The sequence below is a fragment of the Microbacterium stercoris genome, from assembly GCF_017592545.1.
In the GTDB taxonomy this organism is placed as follows: Bacteria; Actinomycetota; Actinomycetes; order Actinomycetales; family Microbacteriaceae; genus Microbacterium; species Microbacterium stercoris.
The window spans coordinates 252972-273054 of record NZ_JAGFOA010000002.1 but is presented as its reverse complement, the minus strand read 5'-3'; the positions used below and the strand labels follow the sequence as shown (position 1 = coordinate 273054).

The window sequence follows — 20083 nt, the reverse complement described above, 5'->3', positions numbered from 1 at the left end:
CTCGACCCGGGAGCCCGGGCAGGCGTGCTCAGCGCGCGTTGGCGGCGGCGAGGAACTGCTCGAGCTCCTCGTCGCCCAGCCCGAACATGCCCATGCGCCCCACGGGGAACGACGCCATCATCATCTGGATGCCCTCGTCCTCCGAGGCGGCGAGGCCACCGGCGCCGGTGCGCTCCAGCAGCGCGTGCAGCGCGGCGGCGGCCGTCGGATCCGCGAAGACCTCACCGAGAGAGGAGTCGCGGGTGATCGGCTGAAACACCGCGTCCCCCTCGACCTCGACGTCGGTCGTGGTGCGGATGTCGCGGCTCGACGCGCCGACCTCCACCCGGTATGCGCCGCCTTCGACGACCCAGCCGTCCACGCGCACGTCCCAGTAGGCGAGATCGGAGCGGCGGACACGGAGCACGACCTCGCGCGTCTCCCCGGCGGCGAGCGCGACGCTCGCGAACGCCTTCAGCTCGCGAACCGGACGGGACACCGCCGATCCGGGCAGCGACGTGTACACCTGGACCACTTCGCGGCCGTCGCGCTCGCCCGTGTTCGTCACGGCGACGCGCACCTCGAGGTCACCGTCCGCGGTGGTCGCCGCCGCCGCCTCGCCGTAGGCGAACGACGTGTACGACAGGCCGTGGCCGAACGGGAAGGTCACCGCGAGATCCCGGGCGTCGTACCAGCGGTAGCCGACGAACAGGCCCTCGCCGTAGTGCACACGACCGAACTCGCCCGGGAAGGAGAGGTAGGCCGGGTTGTCCTCGATGCGCACGGGAACGGTCTCGGTGAGCTTGGCCGACGGGTTCACGTCGCCGAAGAGCACGTCGGCGGTGGCCCCGCCGCCCGCCTGGCCGAGCAGCGAGCCGTCGAGGATCGCGGGCACGCGGTCGGCGAACGGCAGCGCGACGACGCCGCCGTGCGAGAGCACCACGACCGTGCGCGGGTTCGCGCTGGCCACCGCGTCGATCAGGGCGAGCTGGTCGGCGGGCAGCTCGATCGTCGAGCGGTCGAAGCCCTCCGACTCGAGGCGGGCCGGCAGCCCGACGAACACCACCGCGGTCGATGCGCGGGAGGCCGCAGCCACGGCTTCGTCGCGTAGGCGCGCGGTCTCGGCCTCGGGAGCCGCCTCGTCGATCGTGAATCCCTCGGCGAACACCACGTCGCCGGACGACAGCGCGCGGATCTCGTCGATCGCCGCGTCCACGCGGGTGGGGTTGATCAGCGAGGAGCCGGCGCCCTGGAACCGCGGTTCGCGCGCGAAGACGCCGATCACGGCGAGGTCGGCGTCCTTGGCCAGCGGAAGCACCGCGCCGTCGTTCTTGAGCAGCACGATGGAGCGGCCAGCGGCCTCACGGGCGAGGGCGTGGTGGGCGTCGACGTCGAGCGGACCCTCGACGCGCTTCGCGCTCGTCGCCGCGAGGGCGAGCTTCGCGACGCGGGCGGCGGCGCGGTCGACGACCGACTCGTCGAGGGCGCCGGATCGCACCGCCTCGACGATCTTCGCGTCGGTGCGGCCCGCGCTCGAGGGCATCTCGAGGTCCAGGCCCGCGGCGAGCGCCGCGACGCGGTCATTGACCGCACCCCAGTCGGAGACGACGAGTCCCTCGAAGCCCCATTCGTCGCGCAGGACCGAGGTGAGCAGCCAGGGGTCCTCCGACGCGTAGACGCCGTTGATCCGGTTGTACGCGCACATCACGGTCCAGGGCTGCGCGTCCTCCACAACGCGCTGGAACCCGCGCAGGTAGATCTCGCGCAGGGTGCGCGGGTCGACCTCGCTCGAGACGCGCAGGCGGTCGGTCTCCTGGTTGTTGGCGGCGAAGTGCTTGAGCGACGTGCCCACGCCCTGCGACTGCACCCCCTTGACCCAGGCCGCGCCGATCACGCCCGAGACGACGGGATCCTCGGAGAAGTACTCGAAGTTCCGGCCGCACAGCGGCGAGCGCTTGATGTTGACCCCGGGGCCGAGCAGCACGGCGACCTCCTCGATCGACGTCTCCGCACCGAGCGCCGCACCCACCCGACCGACCAGCTCGGGGTCGAACGACGCGCCGAGCCCCACCGCGGGCGGGAAGCAGGTCGCGGGCACGCTGTCCTCGAGGCCCAGGTGATCGCCCGCGGCGCGCTGCTTACGCAGGCCGTGGGGGCCATCCGTCACCATCACGGACGGGACGGGACCCGCGCCCTTCGTGTGCCAGAAGTCGAGCCCGCTGGTGAGCCCCGCCTTCTCCTCGAGGGTGAGCCCCTCGATCGCCGCCTTCGCCTCGTCGAACGTCGTCATCGCGACTCCTTCTCTGCTGTTGCTGGTGTGGTGGTCTGTCCGCCGGTGGAGCGGTGCTCCGGGGCGGTGCGCGGTCGGAGCGTCACAGGGTGAGACCGTGTCCGAAGCGGAACAGGGGGTCCTCGGTGTCGAACGGCACATCCGGCCGGGACGCCTCGACCGCCGCCATCGAACGCGGCAGATCGAACGGCAGCCGCCCTTCGGCGACGGCCGCCCCGGTGAGCACGTCGAGCAGCGCCTGCGCGCTGGCGCCCCAGTTGCCCACGAGCGCGTGCGCCGTCTCGGCGATGGGGGTCAGGATCGCGGGACGGTCGAGGAAGACGTCGACCACGGTGGGCACGGCGGCGGCGACTTCGTTCACCCGCGCGATGACCTCTGCCGGGAAGTCGAGGGATCCCGCGTGGAAGAACGACTCGAAGCCGCTGCCCCGCTGCTCGAACGGTGCCTGCAGCCGGATCACGGCGACGTCGGCCTCGTCCGGGGTGTCGACCACGTCGCCGTAGGCCGCGGCGACGTCCGGCGCGATCCCCTCGACGTAGAGCTTCAGCCCCTTCGCGAGGGGAAGAAGGGCGTCGCGGTTCGCGAGGACCGTAAGCGCGGCGCGCTGCGCGGCATCGCCGGCGGCACGGAACTCCGGCGACCCGACGATCGCGTCCGCGGCGGCCTCGTCGACGTACGGATCCTCGAAGAGACCCAGCAGGAACTTCTCGCGCAGCAGGCGGCGAGCCGACGCGTCCACTCGCTCCTCGCTGATCCGGCCCTCGCGCACGAGGGTGACGAGCAGTTCGGGGCAGGCCTCTCCGCCGAACTGGTCCGCGCCGGCGTCGATGATCTTCACCATGCGCTCCTCGCGCGAGAGGTGCTCGACGCCCCACGCCCGTGCGGGGAAGGGCTGACCCATGATGTCGGCATCGGTGATGAGTCCCCAGTCGGTGCAGACGACGCCCTCGAAGCCGTAGCGCTCGCGCAGCAGGCCCGTGAGCACCGACTTGTTGAAGCCGAAGCCGACCGCCTCGTACTCGGTGCCGATGGGCATGCCGTAGTACGGCATCACCTGCCGCACTCCGGCGGCGAAGGCGTCCTCGAAGGGCTTCAGGTGCAGCTCGAACTTCCCGCCCGGATAGACCTGCTCGCGGCCGTACTCGAAGTGCGGGTCCTCACCGTCCTGCTGGGGGCCGCCGCCCGGGAAGTGCTTGACCATGGTCGACACGGCGCCGGGACCGAAGGCCTCGCCGCGCTGGAAGCCGCGGATGTACGCCGCCCCGAGCTCGCCCGCCACCTGCGCGTCCTCGCCGAAGGTCTGCAGCTGGCGCGACCAGCGGGGCTCGGTGGCCAGGTCGACCTGCGGGTGCAGGGCCACACGGATCCCGACGGCGGCGTACTCCTGCCGGGCGATGTCGCCGAACCGCTCGACGAGGTCGGGATCGCGCGTGGCCGCGAGCCCCAGCGTGTCGGGCCACTGCGAGAACGGTCCCGCCATCATCGCCGCGCCGGGGTTGTCGGTGAACGAGTGACGCGGATCCGTCGACAGCGTCACCGGGATGCCCAGACGCGTCGAGGCCGCGAGGCGCTGCAGCGCGTTGTGCCAGCGCGCGATCTCGCCCGCGGTCTGCGCGCCGCCGAGCAGGTTGAAGTGGTTCAGACGCCGCTCGATCACATACTCGCGGGTGCTCGGCAGCCCGAAGGTCGGATCGGGACCGGCGAGCTCGCCATCCTGCCCCATCGTGATCATGGTGTGGAAGAAGAGCCCGGCCTTCTCTTCGAGCGTCATCTCGGCGAGCAGCAGGTCGATGCGCTGCTCGACGGGAAGGTCGGCGTCGAGCCACGGGCGCTCGCCCTCACGGGCGACGGGTACGGCGACGGTGGAAGCGTCGGTCATCACTTCACTCCCTTGATGCGGTAGACGAGTACAGCGCCGGCGAGGGCCACCAGGGCGCCGAACAGGTACCAGGTGGTGTAGCCGCCCAGGGCGGTCGTCGCTCCGAAGGCGATGATCGCGGGGGCGATGGCCGGGGCGATGGACTGCGGCAGCGCGTTGGCGATGTTGAGCACGCCGAGGTCCTTGGCCGTGTCGTCGGGGTTGGGCAGCACCTGGGTGGCGAGGGCCAGGTCGACGGAGAAGAACGATCCGGCACCGAAGCCGATGATGGCCTGCGCGATGATCAGCGTCGTGACGTCGGGCGCGATCGCCAGCAGCGCGAGACCGACCACCATCACGAGGCCGGCGACCGCCACGAACGGACGACGCTTGCCCACCTTGTCCGAGAGGAAACCGCCGAGCGGGGACGAGATCATCATGGCGATCATCGACGCCACGTTGGCGAGCAGGATCGTCGACACCGCGCCCTGCTCGTCCAGCTGGAACTTCTCGGTCAGGTAGAAGGGCAGGAAGGTCGCGACGCCGGCGTAGCCGAACATGATGAGGAACTTCGTCAGCCAGGTCCAGCCGAAGTCGGGGTGCTTGACGGGGTTGAAGACGAAGGATCCGAAGAACTGGCCGATCGTCAGGCGCTGCGCGGGGGCGTGCTCGAGTCGGCGGTCGCGCAGCACGAACACGAAGAGCACCGCCAGCACCGCGGCGATCGCGCCGGGCACAACGAAGCGCGCGACGTCGTCGGCGAGCAGCGTGGTGAGGAAGCTGCCGCCGAGGATGCCCAGGGGCGTGGTGATCCCCACCAGGCCGGAGACCTTGCCGCGGCTGGCGGCGGGAACCTGATCGGGCAGGGTCGCGTTCGCCGCGGCGAGCGCCGCGTTCATCGCCGCCTGCACGAGGCACCAGGCGATGAGCACCACCCACACCGAGGTGGCGACCCCGATGAGCACAAATCCGCCGAGACCCACGAGGGTGCCGCCGAGCACCCACGGGCGACGCATGCCCCACCGCGAGGTGGTGCGGTCGGACAGGCGGCCCGCGAGCGGGTTCGCGACGAGCGCGAACAGGGCGCCGACGCCCATCACGAGACCGAGATTGCCGGTCGCCTCCTCGGGCGTCGCCGAGATGTGCTGCACCTTGAAGGCCATCGACACCATGACGGGCGTGAGGAGCGCGAGGAAGACGCCGAAGTTCACGGCCGCGAGCGCGGGCGCGTACGTGCGCGGTGTCTTGTCGGGGGTGATCCCCGGAGCCTTGAAGCCGGTGGTGCCGACAGCCGCGGCGTTGGCGGCGGGTGACATCTCTGTCATCGGAGTCCTTTTCGCTGGTCATGCGCATCCTCGTCGATGCGATCACGGAGCACACTACGCCAAATTCGACCGATTGGTAACCCAACTTCGACCGAGTGGTAACCGGGCATCGATAGGATCGGATCCGGATGAAGGAGACACGATGACGACGGTCGAGCCGGGGACGACCCGGAGCAGGCGGAGCGGCAGCACGCGAGCCGCGATCGTCGCCGCCGCGCGTGAGGAGTTCATCGCGCGCGGCTACCGCGCGACCTCGTTGCGCGAGATCGCCGCCGCCGCCGGGATCAGCCATCCCGGGCTCCTGGGGCACTTCGCCACGCGAGGCGAGCTGCTGGCCGAGGTGGTCGCGACCTTCGAGGAGCAGAACCGCCTTCGTGTGCTCGAGCGCGCGGCCGCGGCCGAGCCGGGCATCCTCGGGTTCAGCGAGATCGCCCGGGACAACGAGCGCGTGCCGGGTTATCTCGCACTCTTCGCGGCCCTGACCGGCGAGGCGTCGACGACCCGCCACCCGGCTCACGCGCTGATGCGCGATCGCTACGCGCGCCTGCTGGAGATGTGCACGGACGCCATGGAGGACGCCGTCGCGCACGACGCCATCGCCGCGGATCGCGACCCACGCGAGGAGTCGGTGCGCGTGGTCGCGGCGTGGGACGGACTGCAGGTGCTCGAGCAGTACCTGCCGCGCCGCGTCGACGTCGCGAGCGCGCTGGAGACATACGAGGATCTCCTCGCGCTGCCCCGGGGATGGCGGGAGGACGACGGCCCGCGCGGTGAGGTCATCCCCCAGCCCCTCCCGACGATGGCACTGGCCCAGCCCGACGCCCCACCCGTCGGCTACCGCACCGGCCGTCAGCGCCGCGAGCAGGTGCTCGCCAGCGCGATGCAGCTCTTCGCTCGCGACGGCTACGGCGACACGAGCCTGCGCGAGGTCGCCGAACACGTCGGCGTCTCGAAATCCACGCTGCTGCACTACTTCTCCTCGAAGGAGGAGCTGCTGCGCGCCGTGCTCACCGAGCGCGATCGACTGATCGAGCAGGTGACGACCGACGCGCACCCGACCCGGGCGGCCGACGTGCTGCGTGCGCTGCCGACGGGCGCCGCACACAACGCCGCCCACGAGCCGGGACTCATCGAGGTGTACGCCGTGCTGTCGTGCGAGGCCGTGCCGGCTGGCCACGTCGCGCACGAGTACTTCGAGACGCGCCTCGCCAGCGCCACCGACTACTTCGCCGACCTCTTCCGGGCCGCACAGGCCGACGGAGACCTCCCCGCGCATCGCGACCCCGAGTTCGAGGCGGCCTGGCTCGTGGCGCTCTGGGACGGTCTGCAGTACCAGTGGCTCTACGACCGCGAATCGATCGACGTCGCCGCGCACCTCATCGCGCACCTCGACGACGTCCTCCCGCGACGCTGAGCCGCGGCATACCCGCGCCGCGTCGCGGTCCGGAACGCGAAAACCCCCGCCTGGGCGGGGGTTTTCTTCTGCGGAGACGAGGGGATTTGAACCCCTGGTCCCCTTACGGGGACTCCACCTTAGCAGGGTGGTGCACTAGGCCTGACTATGCGACGTCTCCAGATCCCGAGGGATCCTGCGCCCTTGCGAGCGCGTCATTCCATCCTAACCGCACTCGCCACCTGCGCGAAAACCGCGGCGGGTCGTGGGCTCAGTTGGCCTGCGAGCAGCTGGTGTCGGCCGCGGTGCGGCCGAGCAGCTGGTCGGGCTGCGCGGCCTCGGCACCGGTGCCGGCCGACGGGTCCGTGGTCGGATCCGTCGTGGGCTGTCCGGCCTCGACCGGAGGCTGAGTCGCCTCCTGAGTGGGGGTCTCCTCCTCGAGGTACTTGCCGGTGGGCGAGATCGGGGCGTTCGACGCGAGCAGCTGCATCAGTGCCTCGGCATCGGCCTCGACGGGGACGAGACGGTTCGGATCCTGCGACCACGGAGCCGCCGGGTACTGCAGGAACACGATGTTCTCGGGCGCGACATCCTTCGCGGCGAGCGCGATCTTGACGAGCTCGACCGGCGTGAGGCTGGCGCTGGGGTCGACGTTCGTGACGACCGTGCGCGCGAGGCTCAGCACCGTGCCCGGGTTGGACAGCGTGCCCGAGCTGAGCATCTTGCGCGCGAGCGAGGACATGTAGACCTGCTGGTTCGAGATGCGTCCCTGATCGCCGCCGTCGCCGACGCCGTGGCGCGAGCGCAGGAAGGCGAGGGCCTGATCGCCTGCGAGGTTGTGCGTTCCCGCCTCGAGGTAGAGGCCACCGGCCTCCGGGTCGTCGATCGTGCCGTCGACGCAGACGTCGACGCCGCCGATGGCGTTGGTGATCTCGATCACGCCGTTCCACGTGACGGTCGCGGCGTAGTCGATCGCGAGATCCGGGTCGTAGGGCGTGGTGAGGGAGTCGATCGCCTGCACCACGCAGTTGAGGCCACCGCCCGCATATGCGGTGTTCATCATCGCCTGCGACTGCGCGGAGGTGACGGTGCCGGTCTTCGGATCCGTGCACTCGGGCATCGGGATGAGCATGTCGCGGGGGAACGCGATCGCGGTGATGCGGCGGGGCTCGGGCGAGATGTGCACCAGCAGGTTGACATCGTTCAGGCCGGTGCCGAGCTCGCGGCCGTCATCGCCGTAGCGCGACTCGCTCTGCGGGCAGCGGTCTCCGAACTTCTGACGCGAGTCCAGCTCGCAGACGTCGATGCCGGTGAGCAGCAGGTCGACGCCCTCCGTGCCGACGAGGGCGTCGATGTCCGGCGGGGCGGCCTCCTGGCCCTCGAGCGCGACGGCGTTCTGAGCGAAGGTGCGGGTCAGGTCCCAGGTCGCGTACGCGGCGGTGCCGAGTCCGGCCACGAGCAGGCAGGACAGCGCGATGCCGAGCACCCGCAGAGCACCCGCGAACGGGGTGCGTGCGCGCAGGTGCCCGTGGCGGGCGATGGTGCGGCGGCTCATCCAAGCCTTTCGGGGGTCGGGCTTCTTGCGGAGTGCTTCGTCGCGAAGCGAAGTGCGGAGGGTGTGGGATTCGAACCCACGGGACATCACTGCCCACTGGTTTTCAAGACCAGGTCCATCGGCCGCTCGGACAACCCTCCCGGCAGGGTCTCCCCTGCTGATCAGGCCCAAGTCTATCGACCACGGATCCGTCCATTGTCCCGCGCCGGTCTGTGGGACCCCTGGACACACCCGAGGTGCGGCCTGTGGACGAGCCAGCGCCCCGCAGGGCCCCTCCGCGCAACGACGCGCCTATGGCCGGCCGGCAACCGCACCCGTGGGCGATCGACGTCCGCGCTTGAATGTGTCGGCGCCCGGGCGCCGTGGATCAGCCCTGCAGCAGGTCGCGGATCAGCGCCACGAGCAGCGCCGTGCGCGGAGCGATCTCGTCGACGTACGCGTGCTCGTGGTCGGCGTGTGCGCCGCCGCCCACCGCGCCCAGACCGTCGAGGGTCGGCACGCCGATGCCCGCCGTGAAGTTGCCGTCCGACGCACCGCCGACCACGATCGCGTCGGGCAGCTCCATGCCCAGCTGCTCGCCCACGGCGCGAGCGCGCACGAACACGCCGGTCGCGGCCGAGGTCTCGAGCGGCGGACGGTTGATGCCGCCGGTGACCGTCAGGGTGGCCCCCGTCACCGAGGTGAGCGTGCGGAAGGCTTCGTCCACACGACGCTGCTCGTCCTGCAGCAGGGCGCGCACGTCGACGTCGAAGTAAGCGTGCGCGGGCACCGTGTTGGTGGTCGTGCCGCTGCGCGCGACCGACGGCACCACCGTCGTGCCGAGCGCGGGGTCGGCGAACTCGAGCACGGCCTGCACCTGATGAGCCAGCTCGACGAGCGAGTTGATCCCCTTCTCGGGCTCGGTTCCCGCATGCGCCGCGCGGCCGGCGATGTTCACCCGGTACATCGAGGTGCCCTTGCGCCCGATCTTGAGCGCACCGGGGCGTCCCGTCGCGTCGTCGCCCGCCGCCTCCAGCACGAGCGCCGCAACGCAACCGGCCGCCTCCTGCTCGATGAGGGCGCGGGAGGTGATCGATCCGACCTCCTCGTCGCCCGTGACGAGCAGGGTGATCGCCGCGTCGGAGAGCTGCCCGCCGCGGCCGTCCGCGAAGGTTCCCGCGGCATGCAGCGCCATCACGAGCCCCGGCAGCATGTCGAAGCTGCCGGGCCCGCGCAGCACACCGTCCTGGATCGAGAACGGACGCGTCTCGAGCGATCCGACCGGCCACACGGTGTCGTGGTGGCAGAGCAGGATGACCCGAGGCACCTCGGGGTCGGGGGATCCGATCCGCCAGCGCAGGTGCGACACGCCGTCGATGACGATGCGCTCGGGCGCGAAGCCGATGCGGCGCTCGCCGATCGCGGCGATCAGGTCGGCCGAGCGGGCGATGGCCGCGTGGTCGTGCGAAGGCGACTCGAGACGGATGAGGTGCTCGATGTCGTCGAGGATCTCCGGGAGCGCCGCGTCGGCCCAGGCAAGCAGGTCATCGCTCATCCTTCGACCCTAGTCAACGCGCCCGTCCGCCGAGCGCGGCGAGTCGAGACGCTCAGGCCGTGCGGCGGCCCGAGCGTCTCGGCTCGACTGTCTGTCTGTCTGTCTGTCTGGGCGAGCGAGCGAGGGCGACTCAGGCGCGCCCCGCGGCCAGCCGCTTCGCGACGAGCTCGTCGGCGGCGGCCCCCGTGGGCATGCCCTCATCGGCCGAGTGCGTGAGGATCTCGCGGGTGGTCTCGGCGATCCGGTCGAGGTGCACGCGCACCTCCTCGTCCGAGCGACCCAGCATCTCCAGGTCGGCGAGGTGGATCACACCACCGGCGTTCGCGACGTAGTCGGGCACCCACAGGATGCCCGCGGCGTGCAGGGCGGCATCCTCATACGGGGTCGGCAGCTGGTTGTTGGCGCCGCCGCACACGAGCTTCGCGCCCAGCAGCCGCGCCCTGCCGACGGTCACGGTGGCGCCGAGCGCACACGGTGCGTAGACGTCCACCGGCCCCTCGAGCGCCTCCGAGATGCGCACGCGCGCGGCGTGATCCGGATGCGCCGCATGGATCGCATCGGCCAGACGCACCCGGGCGTCGGCGGACGGATCCGCGACCATCACGATCGCGCCCGCGTCCAGCAGGAGCCGGGCGAGCGCTCCGCCGACCTTCCCAGCGCCCTCGACGCCGACGACGCGATCGTTCAGACCCTCGGGCCACAGGGTCTCGGCGGCGGCGCGCATGGCCACGAAGACGCCGTAGGCCGTGTCGGGGCCGCTGTCGCCGGAGCCGCCGGCCGCGACGGTGCGGCCGGTGATGTGGGAGGTCTCCTCGCCGACGATGTCGAGATCGTCCGAGTTGGTGCCGTAGTCGGCGGCGGTGACGTAGAGGCCGTCGAGCGCCTCGACGAAGCGGCCGTAGGCGCGCAGGATCTCGGGTGTCTTCTGTGTGGCCGGATCGCCGATGATCACGGCCTTGCCGCCGCCGAACGGAAGCCCGGCGAGGGCGTTCTTGGACGTCATTCCGCGCGAGAGGCGCAGCACGTCATGGAGGGCGTCGCGCTCGGAGTCGTAGGCCTTGAACCGCGTGCCGCCGAATCCGGGGCCGAGAGTGGTGTTGTGCACCGCGATGATGGCCCGCAGACCGCTCGCGTCATCGCGGCAGTAGAGGACCTGCTCATGCTGATCGACGATCTCGTCGCCGATGTCGAACGCCTTGTGGGCGGGAGTGATGGTCAGAGTTGTGCTCATGGCATGAGTCTCGGCCCGCCATGCAGGCCCGTCAATCGGATCCGTCGCGACAGAGCATTCCGCTCGGTCGGTCGGCGCCGAAGGGCACTCTGAGCAGCACTTCGACGGCCGCGGCGGCATACGCCGAGCAGACGGCCAGACGGGTCAGGCCTTGCGGGGCTTGCCGGCGCTGCGCTTCCTGCCCAGCACGACGTCGATCGCCTGGGAGACCCCGCCCTCCGCGACCGACCCGACGAGATCGGTGGCGGCGGCCTCGACCTCCTCGGGCGAGTGCGCCATGACGAAGGCGCGACCGCCCGAGCGCGCGGCCCACTCGAACATCCCGATGTCGTTTCGGCCGTCGCCGACGACGACGACGTTCTCCTGGGCGATGCCGAGCCAGGTGCGCACGTTCTCGAGCGCGGTGCCCTTGTCGACGCCCTGAGGGGCGATGTCGAGCCAGGCGCTCCAGCCGACCGCATACGAGACGTGCTGCAGGCCGATCTCCTCCACGAACTTCACGAAGTCGGTGTCGGCGCGCTGACCGTCGTCGTGATTGTGGTCGGGAGAGACCACCACCACACGAGCGACGTGCAGGCCCTTCATCTCGTCGAACTCGACCTGACGGGCGTTGTCACGCCACAGGCCCCAGTCGTCGACGTAGTGCGTGTAGAGGCGCGACCCGTCGGCGAGCTCGACCATGTAGTTCGCCTCGGGCAGGTGCTGATGGATGAGCTCGAGCACCTCTGTCGCATCGAACACCTCGACCGTGTGACGCGCGTAGCCGGTCTCCTGCGTGATGTCGCGGTTCATGATGGCCGCGCCGTTCGAGGTGACCACGTACTCGGGCAGGATGCCGAGGCGGTGGAGGATGTACGACGTCGACTCCCAGCTGCGGCCGGTGGCGATCGTCACGATGTGACCGGCGTCGACGGCGCGACGCACAGCCTCGTCGAGGCCGGGGCTGAACGACTCGTCCTCGAACAGGCAGGTGCCGTCGAGGTCGAGGGCGATGAGCTTCGTGCCGGGTTCTGCGGCGGGGGCGACCATGTCAGGCCACCGGCTCGAGCACCTCGAGGCCGCCCATGAACGGGCGCAGCACCTCGGGGACGACCACCGAGCCGTCCGGCCGCTGGTGGGTCTCGAGGATCGCGACGATCCAGCGGGTGGTGGCCAGGGTGCCGTTGAGCGTGGCGACGTGCTCGGTCTTGGCACCGCCCTGCTCGCCCTCCGCCTTGATCGGGCGGTGGCGGATGTCGAGGCGACGGGCCTGGTACGTGGTGCAGTTCGACGTCGAGGTGAGTTCGCGGTACGCGCCCTGCGTGGGCACCCACGCCTCGGTGTCGTACTTGCGCGCGGCGCTCGAGCCGAGGTCTCCGGCGGCGACGTCGATCACCCGGTAGGCGAGACCGAGCGACTGCAGCATCTCCTCCTCGAGCGCGACGAGCCGCTGGTGCTCGGCCTCGGCGGTCTCGGGCGTCGCGTAGACGAACATCTCGAGCTTGTTGAACTGGTGCACGCGGATGATGCCGCGGGTGTCCTTGCCGTACGAACCGGCCTCGCGGCGATAGCAGGTGGACCAGCCGGCATAGCGCAGCGGACCGTTCTGCAGGTCGATGATCTCGTCCTTGTGGTAGCCCGCGAGCGCGACCTCGCTGGTGCCGACGAGATACATGTCGTCGGCCTCGAGACGGTAGATCTCGTCGGCGTGGGAGCCGAGGAAGCCGGTGCCCTGCATGATGTCGGGGCGCACGAGCGTGGGCGTGATCAGGGGCGTGAAGCCGTTCTCGAGCGCCTTGCTGAGCGCGTAGTTCATCAGCGCGATCTCGAGTCGCGCGCCGACGCCTTTCAGGAAGTAGAAGCGCGCTCCCGAGACCTTCGCGCCCCGCTCCATGTCGATGGCGTCGAGCTTCTCGCCGAGGGCGAGGTGGTCGAGCGGCTCGAAGTCGAAGACCGGCTTCTCGCCGACCTCTCGCAGCACGACGAAGTCGTCCTCGCCGCCCTCGGGGACGCCGTCGATGACGACGTTCTCGATCTTCCCCATGGCGGCGACGAAGGCCTCCTCGGCCGCCGTGACGGCCTGCTGCGCGTCCTTGACGGCGTTGGCGAGGTCCTTCGCCTGAGCGACGAGCGCGGCCTTCTCCTCCTTGGGGGCCTTCGCGACGAGCTTGCCGAACGCGTTCTGCTCGGCTCGCTTCTCCTCGAACGCGGTGATCGCGGCACGCCGGGCCTTCTCCGACTCGAGCGCCGTCGTCACCGTGTCGGGCGACAGACCGCGCGCCACCTGCGAGCGGGTCACGAGGTCGGGGTTGTCACGCAGAAGCTGAGGATCGATCACCCGGTAAGTCTAGGCGCGGGGTCCGACACTCCCGCTGGGAGCGACACCCTCATCGCTCCCTCATCGTCGGCGCTCAGGAACGCTCCACGGAAACGCTGACACTTTCGTGCTTATGTTCGAAAGTAGTTCTTGTTCTGTCCGAACATCTGTTCTAAGCTTGAACCATGCCGCAAGCGCCGTTCGAAGCCCGCTGGGATCTCAGTGATGCCCAACGCGCCGAGGTGCGAGCCATCAAGGGCGGGCTCGGTGAGATCGAACGCGCCCGCGCCCTGCTCGCGGCCATCGAGACGCAGCTGCACGCGCAGGCCTACAAGATGGCGGTCGACACGCTGCTCGCCATGCCAGGCCGACCCTCCTCCTACGAAGTGCCGATCCGGTCGATGGCGGCCGATGTCGCCTCGGTGTCCCGCGTCTCGGACGCCACCGTGCGAGCCCGGATGGAGGAGGCGGCGCGCATGATCCAGCTCTTCCCCGCCGTGTACGCCGCACTCAGCGATGCCAGGGTGTCGCCGGCTCATGCGCGCGCGATCTGCGACGAGGGCATGAGGCTGGATGACGCCGACCTGCGGGCGCGCTACGCCGACACCGCGCTGAGCCTTGCTGACACCACCGTGGCCAAGCTGCGTCGTATCTGCCAGGTCGTCGCCGAACGCCTCGCCCCCACGCCGCTCACGGAGCGCCACGAGGCCGCCGTCGCCGGACGCAGCGTCTGGGCCTCCCCCGCCGCTGACGGCATGACCGAGATCCACGTCCTCGTCGAGACCGCTCTGGCCGAGGGCATCATCGACCGCACGACTGAGCTGGCACGCACCGTGCTCGCCGGCCGAGCGGATGACCCCGCCGATCCCGCCGACACTGCGGAAGGATCCGAGAAGGATCCGCGCACGCTCGCCCAGGCGCGCGCGGACGTCATCACCGACCTGCTGCTCACCGCGGTGCCCACCGGACACGGCGACGGGCTCGATCAGATCAAGGCGACCGTGCAGGTGACGATCCCCGCCGAGGTCCTCACAGAGCGACTCGACCTGCCTTCGTGCACGGGTGGGGGCGGCGTCGTCGCGCCCACCACCGCGCGTCGTCTGGCCGCGCACACCTTCCTCTGGTCGCGCCTGTTTCGCGACCCGCAGACCGGTGCGCTGGTCACGACCGACAGCTATGTGCCGACCGCCGAGCAGCGCCGGTTCCTGTACGCGCGAGACGAGCACTGCCGCTTCCCCGGATGCCGGCGCGCGATCCGCCGCTGCGACCTCGACCACATCCATGACTACGCGCGGGGCGGCAAGACGTCCGTCTGCAACCTCTCGGGCCTCTGCCGCGCGCACCACGTGGTCAAGCACCACTCCCCCTGGAGCTGTCGCCGCACGTCCGACGGCTCGCTCGAATGGGTCACCCCCACGGGCCAGGTCCTGCGCGAACAGGAGACCCCCGCGGTGCGCTTCCGCGTGCTCCACGGCCTAGCCGGTCCACCGCCCTTCTGAGCCGCCGCGGGTGCACACCCGTCAGCCCAGCACGCCCCGCAGCCGCTCGCGCAGCGCGGGGTCGCAGACGTACACGTATGTGCCGCGCATGCCGCGAGTCATCAGCACTCGATACACGTTGCGAACGAGCACAAGCAGATCGTCGTCCGAGTATGCGATCCCGAGCATTTTGTTGTCCTGCGCGGCGGTCTTATCGAAATAGTTGGCTCGATCGAAGACCAGCCGGGATCGTTCGACGTCCCATCGCAGATCCGGCCCGATGATCACGCCGGCGTAGTTGAGGTCATAACCCTGCACGGTGTGGATGCTGCCGACTTCGTCGACCGAACCGGGAGAGTTGATCCAGTCGGTCACCGTGCGATTCCATCGCAGCGAGACCCCGTCGAGCACGATGTCGAACTCCGACTGGGCACGCTTCGACCGCCATTCCCACGCGTAGCCGGCCACGAGCCGCGACAGCCCGACCTCGGCATCGCGCGCCCGGATCGCATCGCGCAGCTCGCCGAGGTCATCGAACATGCGCAGGTCGTAGTCGCCGAACGACGTCGGGGCCGGCAGGCGGTCACTCAGCAGCGCACGCACATGGTCCAGATAGTCGTTGCCACCAGCGACGCGCATCTGTGACCACAGGAGGTGGTGACGGTTCTCGTCACGCGCACGGTCGATGAGCTCCCGTTGCACGGCCTGCGGCAGATCGGCCGTGCGCACGCTCTGCTCGCTGTCGATCAGGAAGATCTGATGGCGGCTGCGATCCCGGATCCAATCGAGCTGCGTCTTAGACGGGTCGTCTGTGCCATACAGCTTCTCGGTGATGGTGCGGCGCAGGTGGTTCAGGGCTCCGAGATTCGCGCGATGAGTGAGCCGGTGGGCCTCATCGACGATGAGCAGGTCGAACGACTCGTCGCTCGCGCCGACCTCGAAAGCGGTCAGCACCGGCACGTTCTTCAATCCCGGCGTACGGCGGAAGACCTTCTTCACCGTCTTGCGCAACGACTGCTGCGGGACGACGAATCCGATCCGAAGTCCCTTCAACAGGTCACGCTTTTCGACGACGTACCGCTCAGAGAATCGCTCGTCAGCGTCCCGCAGGTCGGTTGGATCCATCGTCCGGATGTCCTCTAGCAGCTTGAGCAGGTAGATGGCGACGACGGTCTTGCCCGTGCCGGGTTCACCCTGAACCACGGACGTGCTGCCGACGCCCGAAGAGAGATCGTCGAACAGCCGATCAAGCAGGTCGTCGATCGCGGCGGCCTGCGCGTCATTCAGCGCCTTGAAGGGCGACAACTTGAACATGTCGCTGTTGCGGATCTCCGCGATGGACCGAGTGAAGAGCTTCTGGTCGCGCAGCTGCTCGAAGATCTCGTCGAAGGTCGCCCGGTAGGCGTCGCGATCGAAGTAGTCCCAGTCGACCTGCCCGCGATTGCTGTTGAGCACCTGGTATCGAGCGTCGGATCCGAACCACTGGATGAGGCGCGACTCGAGGTCCAGGCATGCCGACTTGTTGAACCGGCTGCCGAGCACCAGACGTACCGCGTGCAGACGTCGCTTGTCAGGATGCCCGAAGTGCTGCTCCAGCCGCCTTGCGGCGCTCGACGTCTCGCCGACGTAGACATGGGTGTCGTTGTTGAGCACGTAGACGATGGGCCAGTCGGAGAACCGGTGATCGCCGTCGCGCGCCATCTGCTTCAGCGCGGCGGCGGTCTGCGCTCCGAATGCGAGATGCTCGATCTCGAAGTCGGTCACTCGGCAGCCTCCCCAGGAGCCGGGTATTTCACCCGCGTCTTCTCGAGCTTGTCGAGCACGATCTCGGATGGATCGGCTCCAATTCGATCCGCCAGCAGCAGGCAGTAGGTGAGCACATCGGCGAGCTCGTCGCGGACGTGCTGCGGATCACCCTCCGCACCCCATTGGAAGCACTCGAGCAGTTCGGCGGCTTCGATCGAGATGCTCTGCGCGAGGTTCGCCGGCGTGTGGAATCGACCCCAGTCGCGCTCGGCGGCGAAGGCACGCAGGGTCTCGATCACGCGATCCGAGGTCATGACCATCAACGTAGCGTCGCCACGGGTGGACACCCGTCAGCGCCCCGATACGCCCCGCCCCATAGGCTCGCCCCATGGACCCCCTCGACGCCGTCGTCTGGCCCGTGTTCACCGAGCGACTCGCTCTCCGTCGTGCCACCGCCGCCGACGCCGATTCGGTCTGGCAGTGGCGGAAGCTGCCCGAGGTCGGCGAGTGGATCACCCGCGCGCCGACCGATCATCACACCTTCGTCGAGCAGTTCATCGACCCCACGCGCCTCGCGGTGACGCTGATCGTCGAGCTCGACGGCCAGCCGATCGGCGACCTCATGCTCAAGATCGAGGACGGCTGGACGCAGGCCGAGGTGGCGGACCAGGGCGTCGCCACGCAGGCCGAGCTCGGCTGGGTGCTCGATCCCGCACATCAGGGCCGGGGCTACGCGACCGAGGCGGTGCGCGGAGCGATCGGCGTGTGCTTCGAGCAGCTGGGCCTGCGCCGCGTGCACGCGGGCTGCTTCGCCGCCAACGAGCCGTCCTGGCGCGTGATGGAGCGCCTCGGCATGCGCCGCGAGGAGCACAGCCGTAAGACCGGGCTGCATCGCTCCGGCGTCTGGATGGACGGCATGAACTACGGACTCCTTGCCGAGGAGTGGCAGGGCTGAGCCGGATCAGTCCAGCTCGGCGATCAGCACCGTCTCGCCCTCCGCGGCAGCGAGCGCGCGAGCGGATCCGTCGCGGCCGACGATCGTGCTGAGCCCCGCGTACTCGAGCGTTCCCTCCGCGCCGCAGTAGTTCGCGTACGCGATGCCCACCCCCGCCTCGCGCGCATGCGCGGGCACAAGCACGGTCGAGACGTCGGCGTACGCGGCCATGTTCGCCGTCGGCACGAGCACCGCGGATGCTCCGGCCGCGGCGAGCGCACGCACATCGTCGGCGTGCTCGACGTCGAAGCAGATCAGCAGCCCCACATCCCGCCCCCGCAGCGCGAAGACGGGCAGGTCGGATCCGGGCGTGAACCGGTCGGCGTCGAGCGCCCCGAACATCCGGCGCTTGCGATAGCGCCCGACAGACACGCCACGGTCGACGAGCAGCGCCGCGTTCGCGACGCGTCCGCCGGCCAGGGCCTCGGGGTAGCCATACGCGATCGCGAGCCCGGTGCGCTCGCTGATCGCGGCCACCGTCTGGAACTCCGCCCCCTCGGGCGCGAGCCCCTCGACCGGCCCCACGTCGTAGCCCGTCAGGAACATCTCGGGCGTGACCAGCACATCCACGTCTTCCGCGGAGAGCCGCTCGGCCACCTCGGCGAGCCGTGCGAGGTTGCCCGCCACGTCTCCCGGCCTCGAGGCGCACTGCCACACCGCGACGCGCAGCTTCGAGCGGGACGTCATGATCACTCCGGCAGCGCCACCGGCGCCAGATCGTCGAACAGGTCGCCCGGGCCGGGGTTGTCCGCGGGCGTCGTCCCGCCGAAGTGGGCCATCACGCCCCACACGGCGTTCAGCGCGGTCTGCACGGCACCCTCCGCCCAGGCGGGGGTGAAGGACACGTCGTCGCCCGCGAGGAAGATCCCGCGCTGATCCTCGGGGAAGGCGTCCTGCATGAAGTGGGAGTACATCCGGTGGTTGTAGCGATAGTGCCCCGGCAGTGCGCCCTTGAAGGCGCCGAGGAAGTACGGATCGTCCTCCCACGTCACCGTCACCGGGTCGCCCACGATGTGCTTGCGGATGTCGACGCCGGGGTAGATCTTCGCCAGCGCCCCCAATGCCAGCTCCACCCGGCGGTCGACGCCGTGCGGGAGCATCTTCAGCGAGTCGGACATCCACGAGTACGACAGGCAGATCACCGCGGGCTTGTCGGGTCCCTCGTCGAACAGGTACGTGCCGCGGGTCAGTCGGTCGGTGAGCGTCATGCTCATCCGGTCCCGGCCGGTGACGGGATCCGGATCCTTCCAGAACGGCCGGTCGACCATCACGAACGTCTTCGTCGACTGCATGTAGCGCGTGCGGTCCAGCGCCATCCAGAGATCCTGCGAGAAGAGGCTCTCGTCGCAGTCGATCTCGGTCGTCAGCAGCCAGCTCTGGCAGGTCGCGACGACGGCGTCGTGGGTGCGGCGCGTGCCCCAGCGGTCGGCGACCTCGAATCGGTCGCCGTGTCTCCGGATCGCCGACGCGGCCGGCAGGGTCGCCCCGCCATGCAGAGACGCGAGCGTTGTGCCCTCCGGCCACGGAGATCCGGCCCGCACGGGCAGCTCCCACAGCCCGCGAGGCAGCTGCTCGACTCCGCCCTCGATGAGCCGCTGGTCGGTGTCGCACTCCAGCACGGCCACGCGCAGGATCTCGAGCATGGAGTTGGGGAAGTCGGAATCCCAGCCGCCCGTTCCGAAGCCGACCTGTCCGAAGGCCTCGCGGTGCCGGAACGAGAGCTTCGAGAAGGCCTCCGACGAGGCGACGAAGTCGTAGAACGTGCGGTCGTCCCACGCCCGCACCAGCTCGTCCCATCGCGCCTTCAGCGCGACAGGGTCCCTCCGGGCGATGGCGCGCTGCAGCTCCGTGTACCCGATCTCCTCGAGCGCGGCGTCCCAGGCATCCGACACCTCGCGGAAGAACTCGGGCAGGTCGTCGAGAGTGCGCCCGTAGTGCGTCTCGCCCCACAGGTCGATGACGGTGGATCCGGCCGCCTCGGTCAACGGGTTCGGAAACGGCCGATGCGTCAGCCCCACCCTGTCGGCGTAGTGGAAGAACGCCCTCCCCGAGGAGGGGAAGCGCATGCCGCCGAGCTCGGCCACCGCGCCGTCGCCGCCCTCGAAGCGGTGGGTGCGCAGGCGCCCGCCGATCCGCGTCGGCTCGTAGATCACGGGCTTGAGGCCCAGGCTCATCAGCTCGTACGCGGAGACCATGCCGGCCAGGCCCGCGCCGATGACGGCGACCTCGCGGCCCCGGGCGTCCTCGGGCAGCGAGCCGAGCCCTGCGGGGTGCGAGATCCAGTCGTCGAAGGGGAACGGGAAGTCCGGCCCGTACATTGTCACGCCGGCCGGTTCCTCCGGCCCCGTCAGGAATCCCTCGTCCGATGTCTCCCTCGAAGCCGTATCGCTCATCCGGTCATCGT

At 69.9% G+C, this 20083-nt stretch carries 15 protein-coding genes and 2 tRNA genes; 3 read left to right on the top strand and 14 right to left on the bottom strand.

Annotated elements, in window-relative coordinates; genetic code table 11:
• Positions 1–28: 28 nt before the first annotated feature.
• The 3 genes from J5V96_RS05455 to J5V96_RS05445 all read right to left on the bottom strand — a co-directional run bounded on the left by J5V96_RS05455 (position 29) and on the right by J5V96_RS05445 (position 5452).
• A complete protein-coding gene (locus J5V96_RS05455; RefSeq protein ID WP_208501434.1) occupies positions 29–2269 on the bottom strand; it encodes a glycoside hydrolase family 3 C-terminal domain-containing protein in 2241 nt (746 codons plus the stop codon).
• A gap of 82 nt (positions 2270–2351) precedes the next feature.
• Positions 2352–4148, bottom strand: a complete 1797-nt coding sequence (locus tag J5V96_RS05450; protein WP_208501432.1) for a glycoside hydrolase family 3 protein — start codon at positions 4146–4148, stop codon at positions 2352–2354.
• Positions 4148–5452, bottom strand: coding sequence for an MFS transporter (locus J5V96_RS05445; RefSeq protein ID WP_208501430.1), 1305 nt, complete (start codon positions 5450–5452; stop codon positions 4148–4150). The genes J5V96_RS05450 and J5V96_RS05445 overlap by 1 nt, the downstream gene beginning before the upstream one ends.
• 142 nt (positions 5453–5594) lie before the next feature.
• Between J5V96_RS05445 and J5V96_RS05440 the strand changes: the two genes are divergently transcribed.
• Positions 5595–6866 (top strand): TetR/AcrR family transcriptional regulator, encoded by a 1272-nt coding sequence (locus tag J5V96_RS05440; protein ID WP_208501428.1) that lies wholly within the window; start codon positions 5595–5597, stop codon positions 6864–6866.
• 71 nt (positions 6867–6937) lie between these two features.
• Here the strand turns inward: J5V96_RS05440 and J5V96_RS05435 are convergent.
• The 7 genes from J5V96_RS05435 to serS form a co-directional block, all read right to left on the bottom strand.
• A tRNA-Ser gene (locus J5V96_RS05435) sits at positions 6938–7026 on the bottom strand.
• Positions 7027–7116: 90 nt separating this feature from the next.
• A complete protein-coding gene (locus tag J5V96_RS05430; RefSeq protein ID WP_208501426.1) occupies positions 7117–8400 on the bottom strand; it encodes an LCP family protein in 1284 nt (427 codons plus the stop codon).
• A gap of 55 nt (positions 8401–8455) precedes the next feature.
• Positions 8456–8540: transfer RNA gene (locus J5V96_RS05425), tRNA-Ser, on the bottom strand.
• A 227-nt stretch (positions 8541–8767) separates the two neighbouring features.
• Complete coding sequence (locus tag J5V96_RS05420) at positions 8768–9934, bottom strand: M20 family metallopeptidase (protein ID WP_208501424.1); 1167 nt, start codon at positions 9932–9934, stop codon at positions 8768–8770.
• 130 nt (positions 9935–10064) lie between these two features.
• Positions 10065–11165, bottom strand: a complete 1101-nt coding sequence (locus tag J5V96_RS05415) for a Glu/Leu/Phe/Val family dehydrogenase (protein ID WP_208501422.1) — start codon at positions 11163–11165, stop codon at positions 10065–10067.
• A 144-nt stretch (positions 11166–11309) separates the two neighbouring features.
• On the bottom strand, positions 11310–12194 hold the full coding sequence (locus J5V96_RS05410) for an HAD-IIB family hydrolase (protein ID WP_208501420.1): 885 nt from the start codon (positions 12192–12194) through the stop codon (positions 11310–11312).
• Position 12195: 1 nt separating this feature from the next.
• Positions 12196–13482 carry a serine--tRNA ligase gene (gene serS / locus J5V96_RS05405; RefSeq protein ID WP_208501418.1) on the bottom strand — a complete coding sequence of 429 codons (1287 nt, stop codon included), beginning with the start codon at positions 13480–13482 and terminating at the stop codon, positions 12196–12198.
• Between the two features lie 164 nt (positions 13483–13646).
• Here serS and J5V96_RS05400 point away from each other — a divergent pair, with 164 nt between their 5' ends.
• Positions 13647–14960, top strand: a complete 1314-nt coding sequence (locus J5V96_RS05400; protein ID WP_208501416.1) for an HNH endonuclease signature motif containing protein — start codon at positions 13647–13649, stop codon at positions 14958–14960.
• A gap of 21 nt (positions 14961–14981) precedes the next feature.
• On the opposite strand, the gene J5V96_RS05395 is transcribed toward J5V96_RS05400, so the two are convergent.
• Both J5V96_RS05395 and J5V96_RS05390 read right to left on the bottom strand, forming a co-directional pair.
• Positions 14982–16703 (bottom strand): DNA/RNA helicase domain-containing protein, encoded by a 1722-nt coding sequence (locus tag J5V96_RS05395; protein ID WP_307793533.1) that lies wholly within the window; start codon positions 16701–16703, stop codon positions 14982–14984.
• A complete protein-coding gene (locus tag J5V96_RS05390) occupies positions 16700–16999 on the bottom strand; it encodes a nucleotide pyrophosphohydrolase (protein ID WP_208501414.1) in 300 nt (99 codons plus the stop codon). Before J5V96_RS05390 ends, J5V96_RS05395 begins: the two co-directional genes overlap by 4 nt.
• Positions 17000–17073: 74 nt before the next feature.
• Here J5V96_RS05390 and J5V96_RS05385 point away from each other — a divergent pair, with 74 nt between their 5' ends.
• A complete protein-coding gene (locus J5V96_RS05385; protein WP_208501412.1) occupies positions 17074–17640 on the top strand; it encodes a GNAT family N-acetyltransferase in 567 nt (188 codons plus the stop codon).
• A 6-nt stretch (positions 17641–17646) separates the two neighbouring features.
• Here the strand turns inward: J5V96_RS05385 and J5V96_RS05380 are convergent, their stop codons facing one another.
• Positions 17647–18366, bottom strand: coding sequence for a nitrilase-related carbon-nitrogen hydrolase (locus tag J5V96_RS05380; RefSeq protein WP_208501410.1), 720 nt, complete (start codon positions 18364–18366; stop codon positions 17647–17649).
• A gap of 2 nt (positions 18367–18368) precedes the next feature.
• A complete protein-coding gene (locus tag J5V96_RS05375) occupies positions 18369–20072 on the bottom strand; it encodes a flavin monoamine oxidase family protein (RefSeq protein ID WP_208501408.1) in 1704 nt (567 codons plus the stop codon).
• Positions 20073–20083 lie beyond the last annotated feature (11 nt).

Coding starts and splice junctions, on each gene's coding strand:
- J5V96_RS05455 (WP_208501434.1), bottom strand. CDS start 2,269: ATGACGACGTTCGACGAGGCGAAGGCGGCGATCGAGGGGCTCACCCTC.
- J5V96_RS05450 (WP_208501432.1), bottom strand. CDS start 4,148: ATGACCGACGCTTCCACCGTCGCCGTACCCGTCGCCCGTGAGGGCGAG.
- J5V96_RS05445 (WP_208501430.1), bottom strand. CDS start 5,452: ATGACAGAGATGTCACCCGCCGCCAACGCCGCGGCTGTCGGCACCACC.
- J5V96_RS05440 (WP_208501428.1), top strand. CDS start 5,595: ATGACGACGGTCGAGCCGGGGACGACCCGGAGCAGGCGGAGCGGCAGC.
- J5V96_RS05430 (WP_208501426.1), bottom strand. CDS start 8,400: ATGAGCCGCCGCACCATCGCCCGCCACGGGCACCTGCGCGCACGCACC.
- J5V96_RS05420 (WP_208501424.1), bottom strand. CDS start 9,934: ATGAGCGATGACCTGCTTGCCTGGGCCGACGCGGCGCTCCCGGAGATC.
- J5V96_RS05415 (WP_208501422.1), bottom strand. CDS start 11,165: ATGAGCACAACTCTGACCATCACTCCCGCCCACAAGGCGTTCGACATC.
- J5V96_RS05410 (WP_208501420.1), bottom strand. CDS start 12,194: ATGGTCGCCCCCGCCGCAGAACCCGGCACGAAGCTCATCGCCCTCGAC.
- J5V96_RS05400 (WP_208501416.1), top strand. CDS start 13,647: ATGCCGCAAGCGCCGTTCGAAGCCCGCTGGGATCTCAGTGATGCCCAA.
- J5V96_RS05390 (WP_208501414.1), bottom strand. CDS start 16,999: ATGACCTCGGATCGCGTGATCGAGACCCTGCGTGCCTTCGCCGCCGAG.
- J5V96_RS05385 (WP_208501412.1), top strand. CDS start 17,074: ATGGACCCCCTCGACGCCGTCGTCTGGCCCGTGTTCACCGAGCGACTC.
- J5V96_RS05380 (WP_208501410.1), bottom strand. CDS start 18,366: ATGACGTCCCGCTCGAAGCTGCGCGTCGCGGTGTGGCAGTGCGCCTCG.
- J5V96_RS05375 (WP_208501408.1), bottom strand. CDS start 20,072: ATGAGCGATACGGCTTCGAGGGAGACATCGGACGAGGGATTCCTGACG.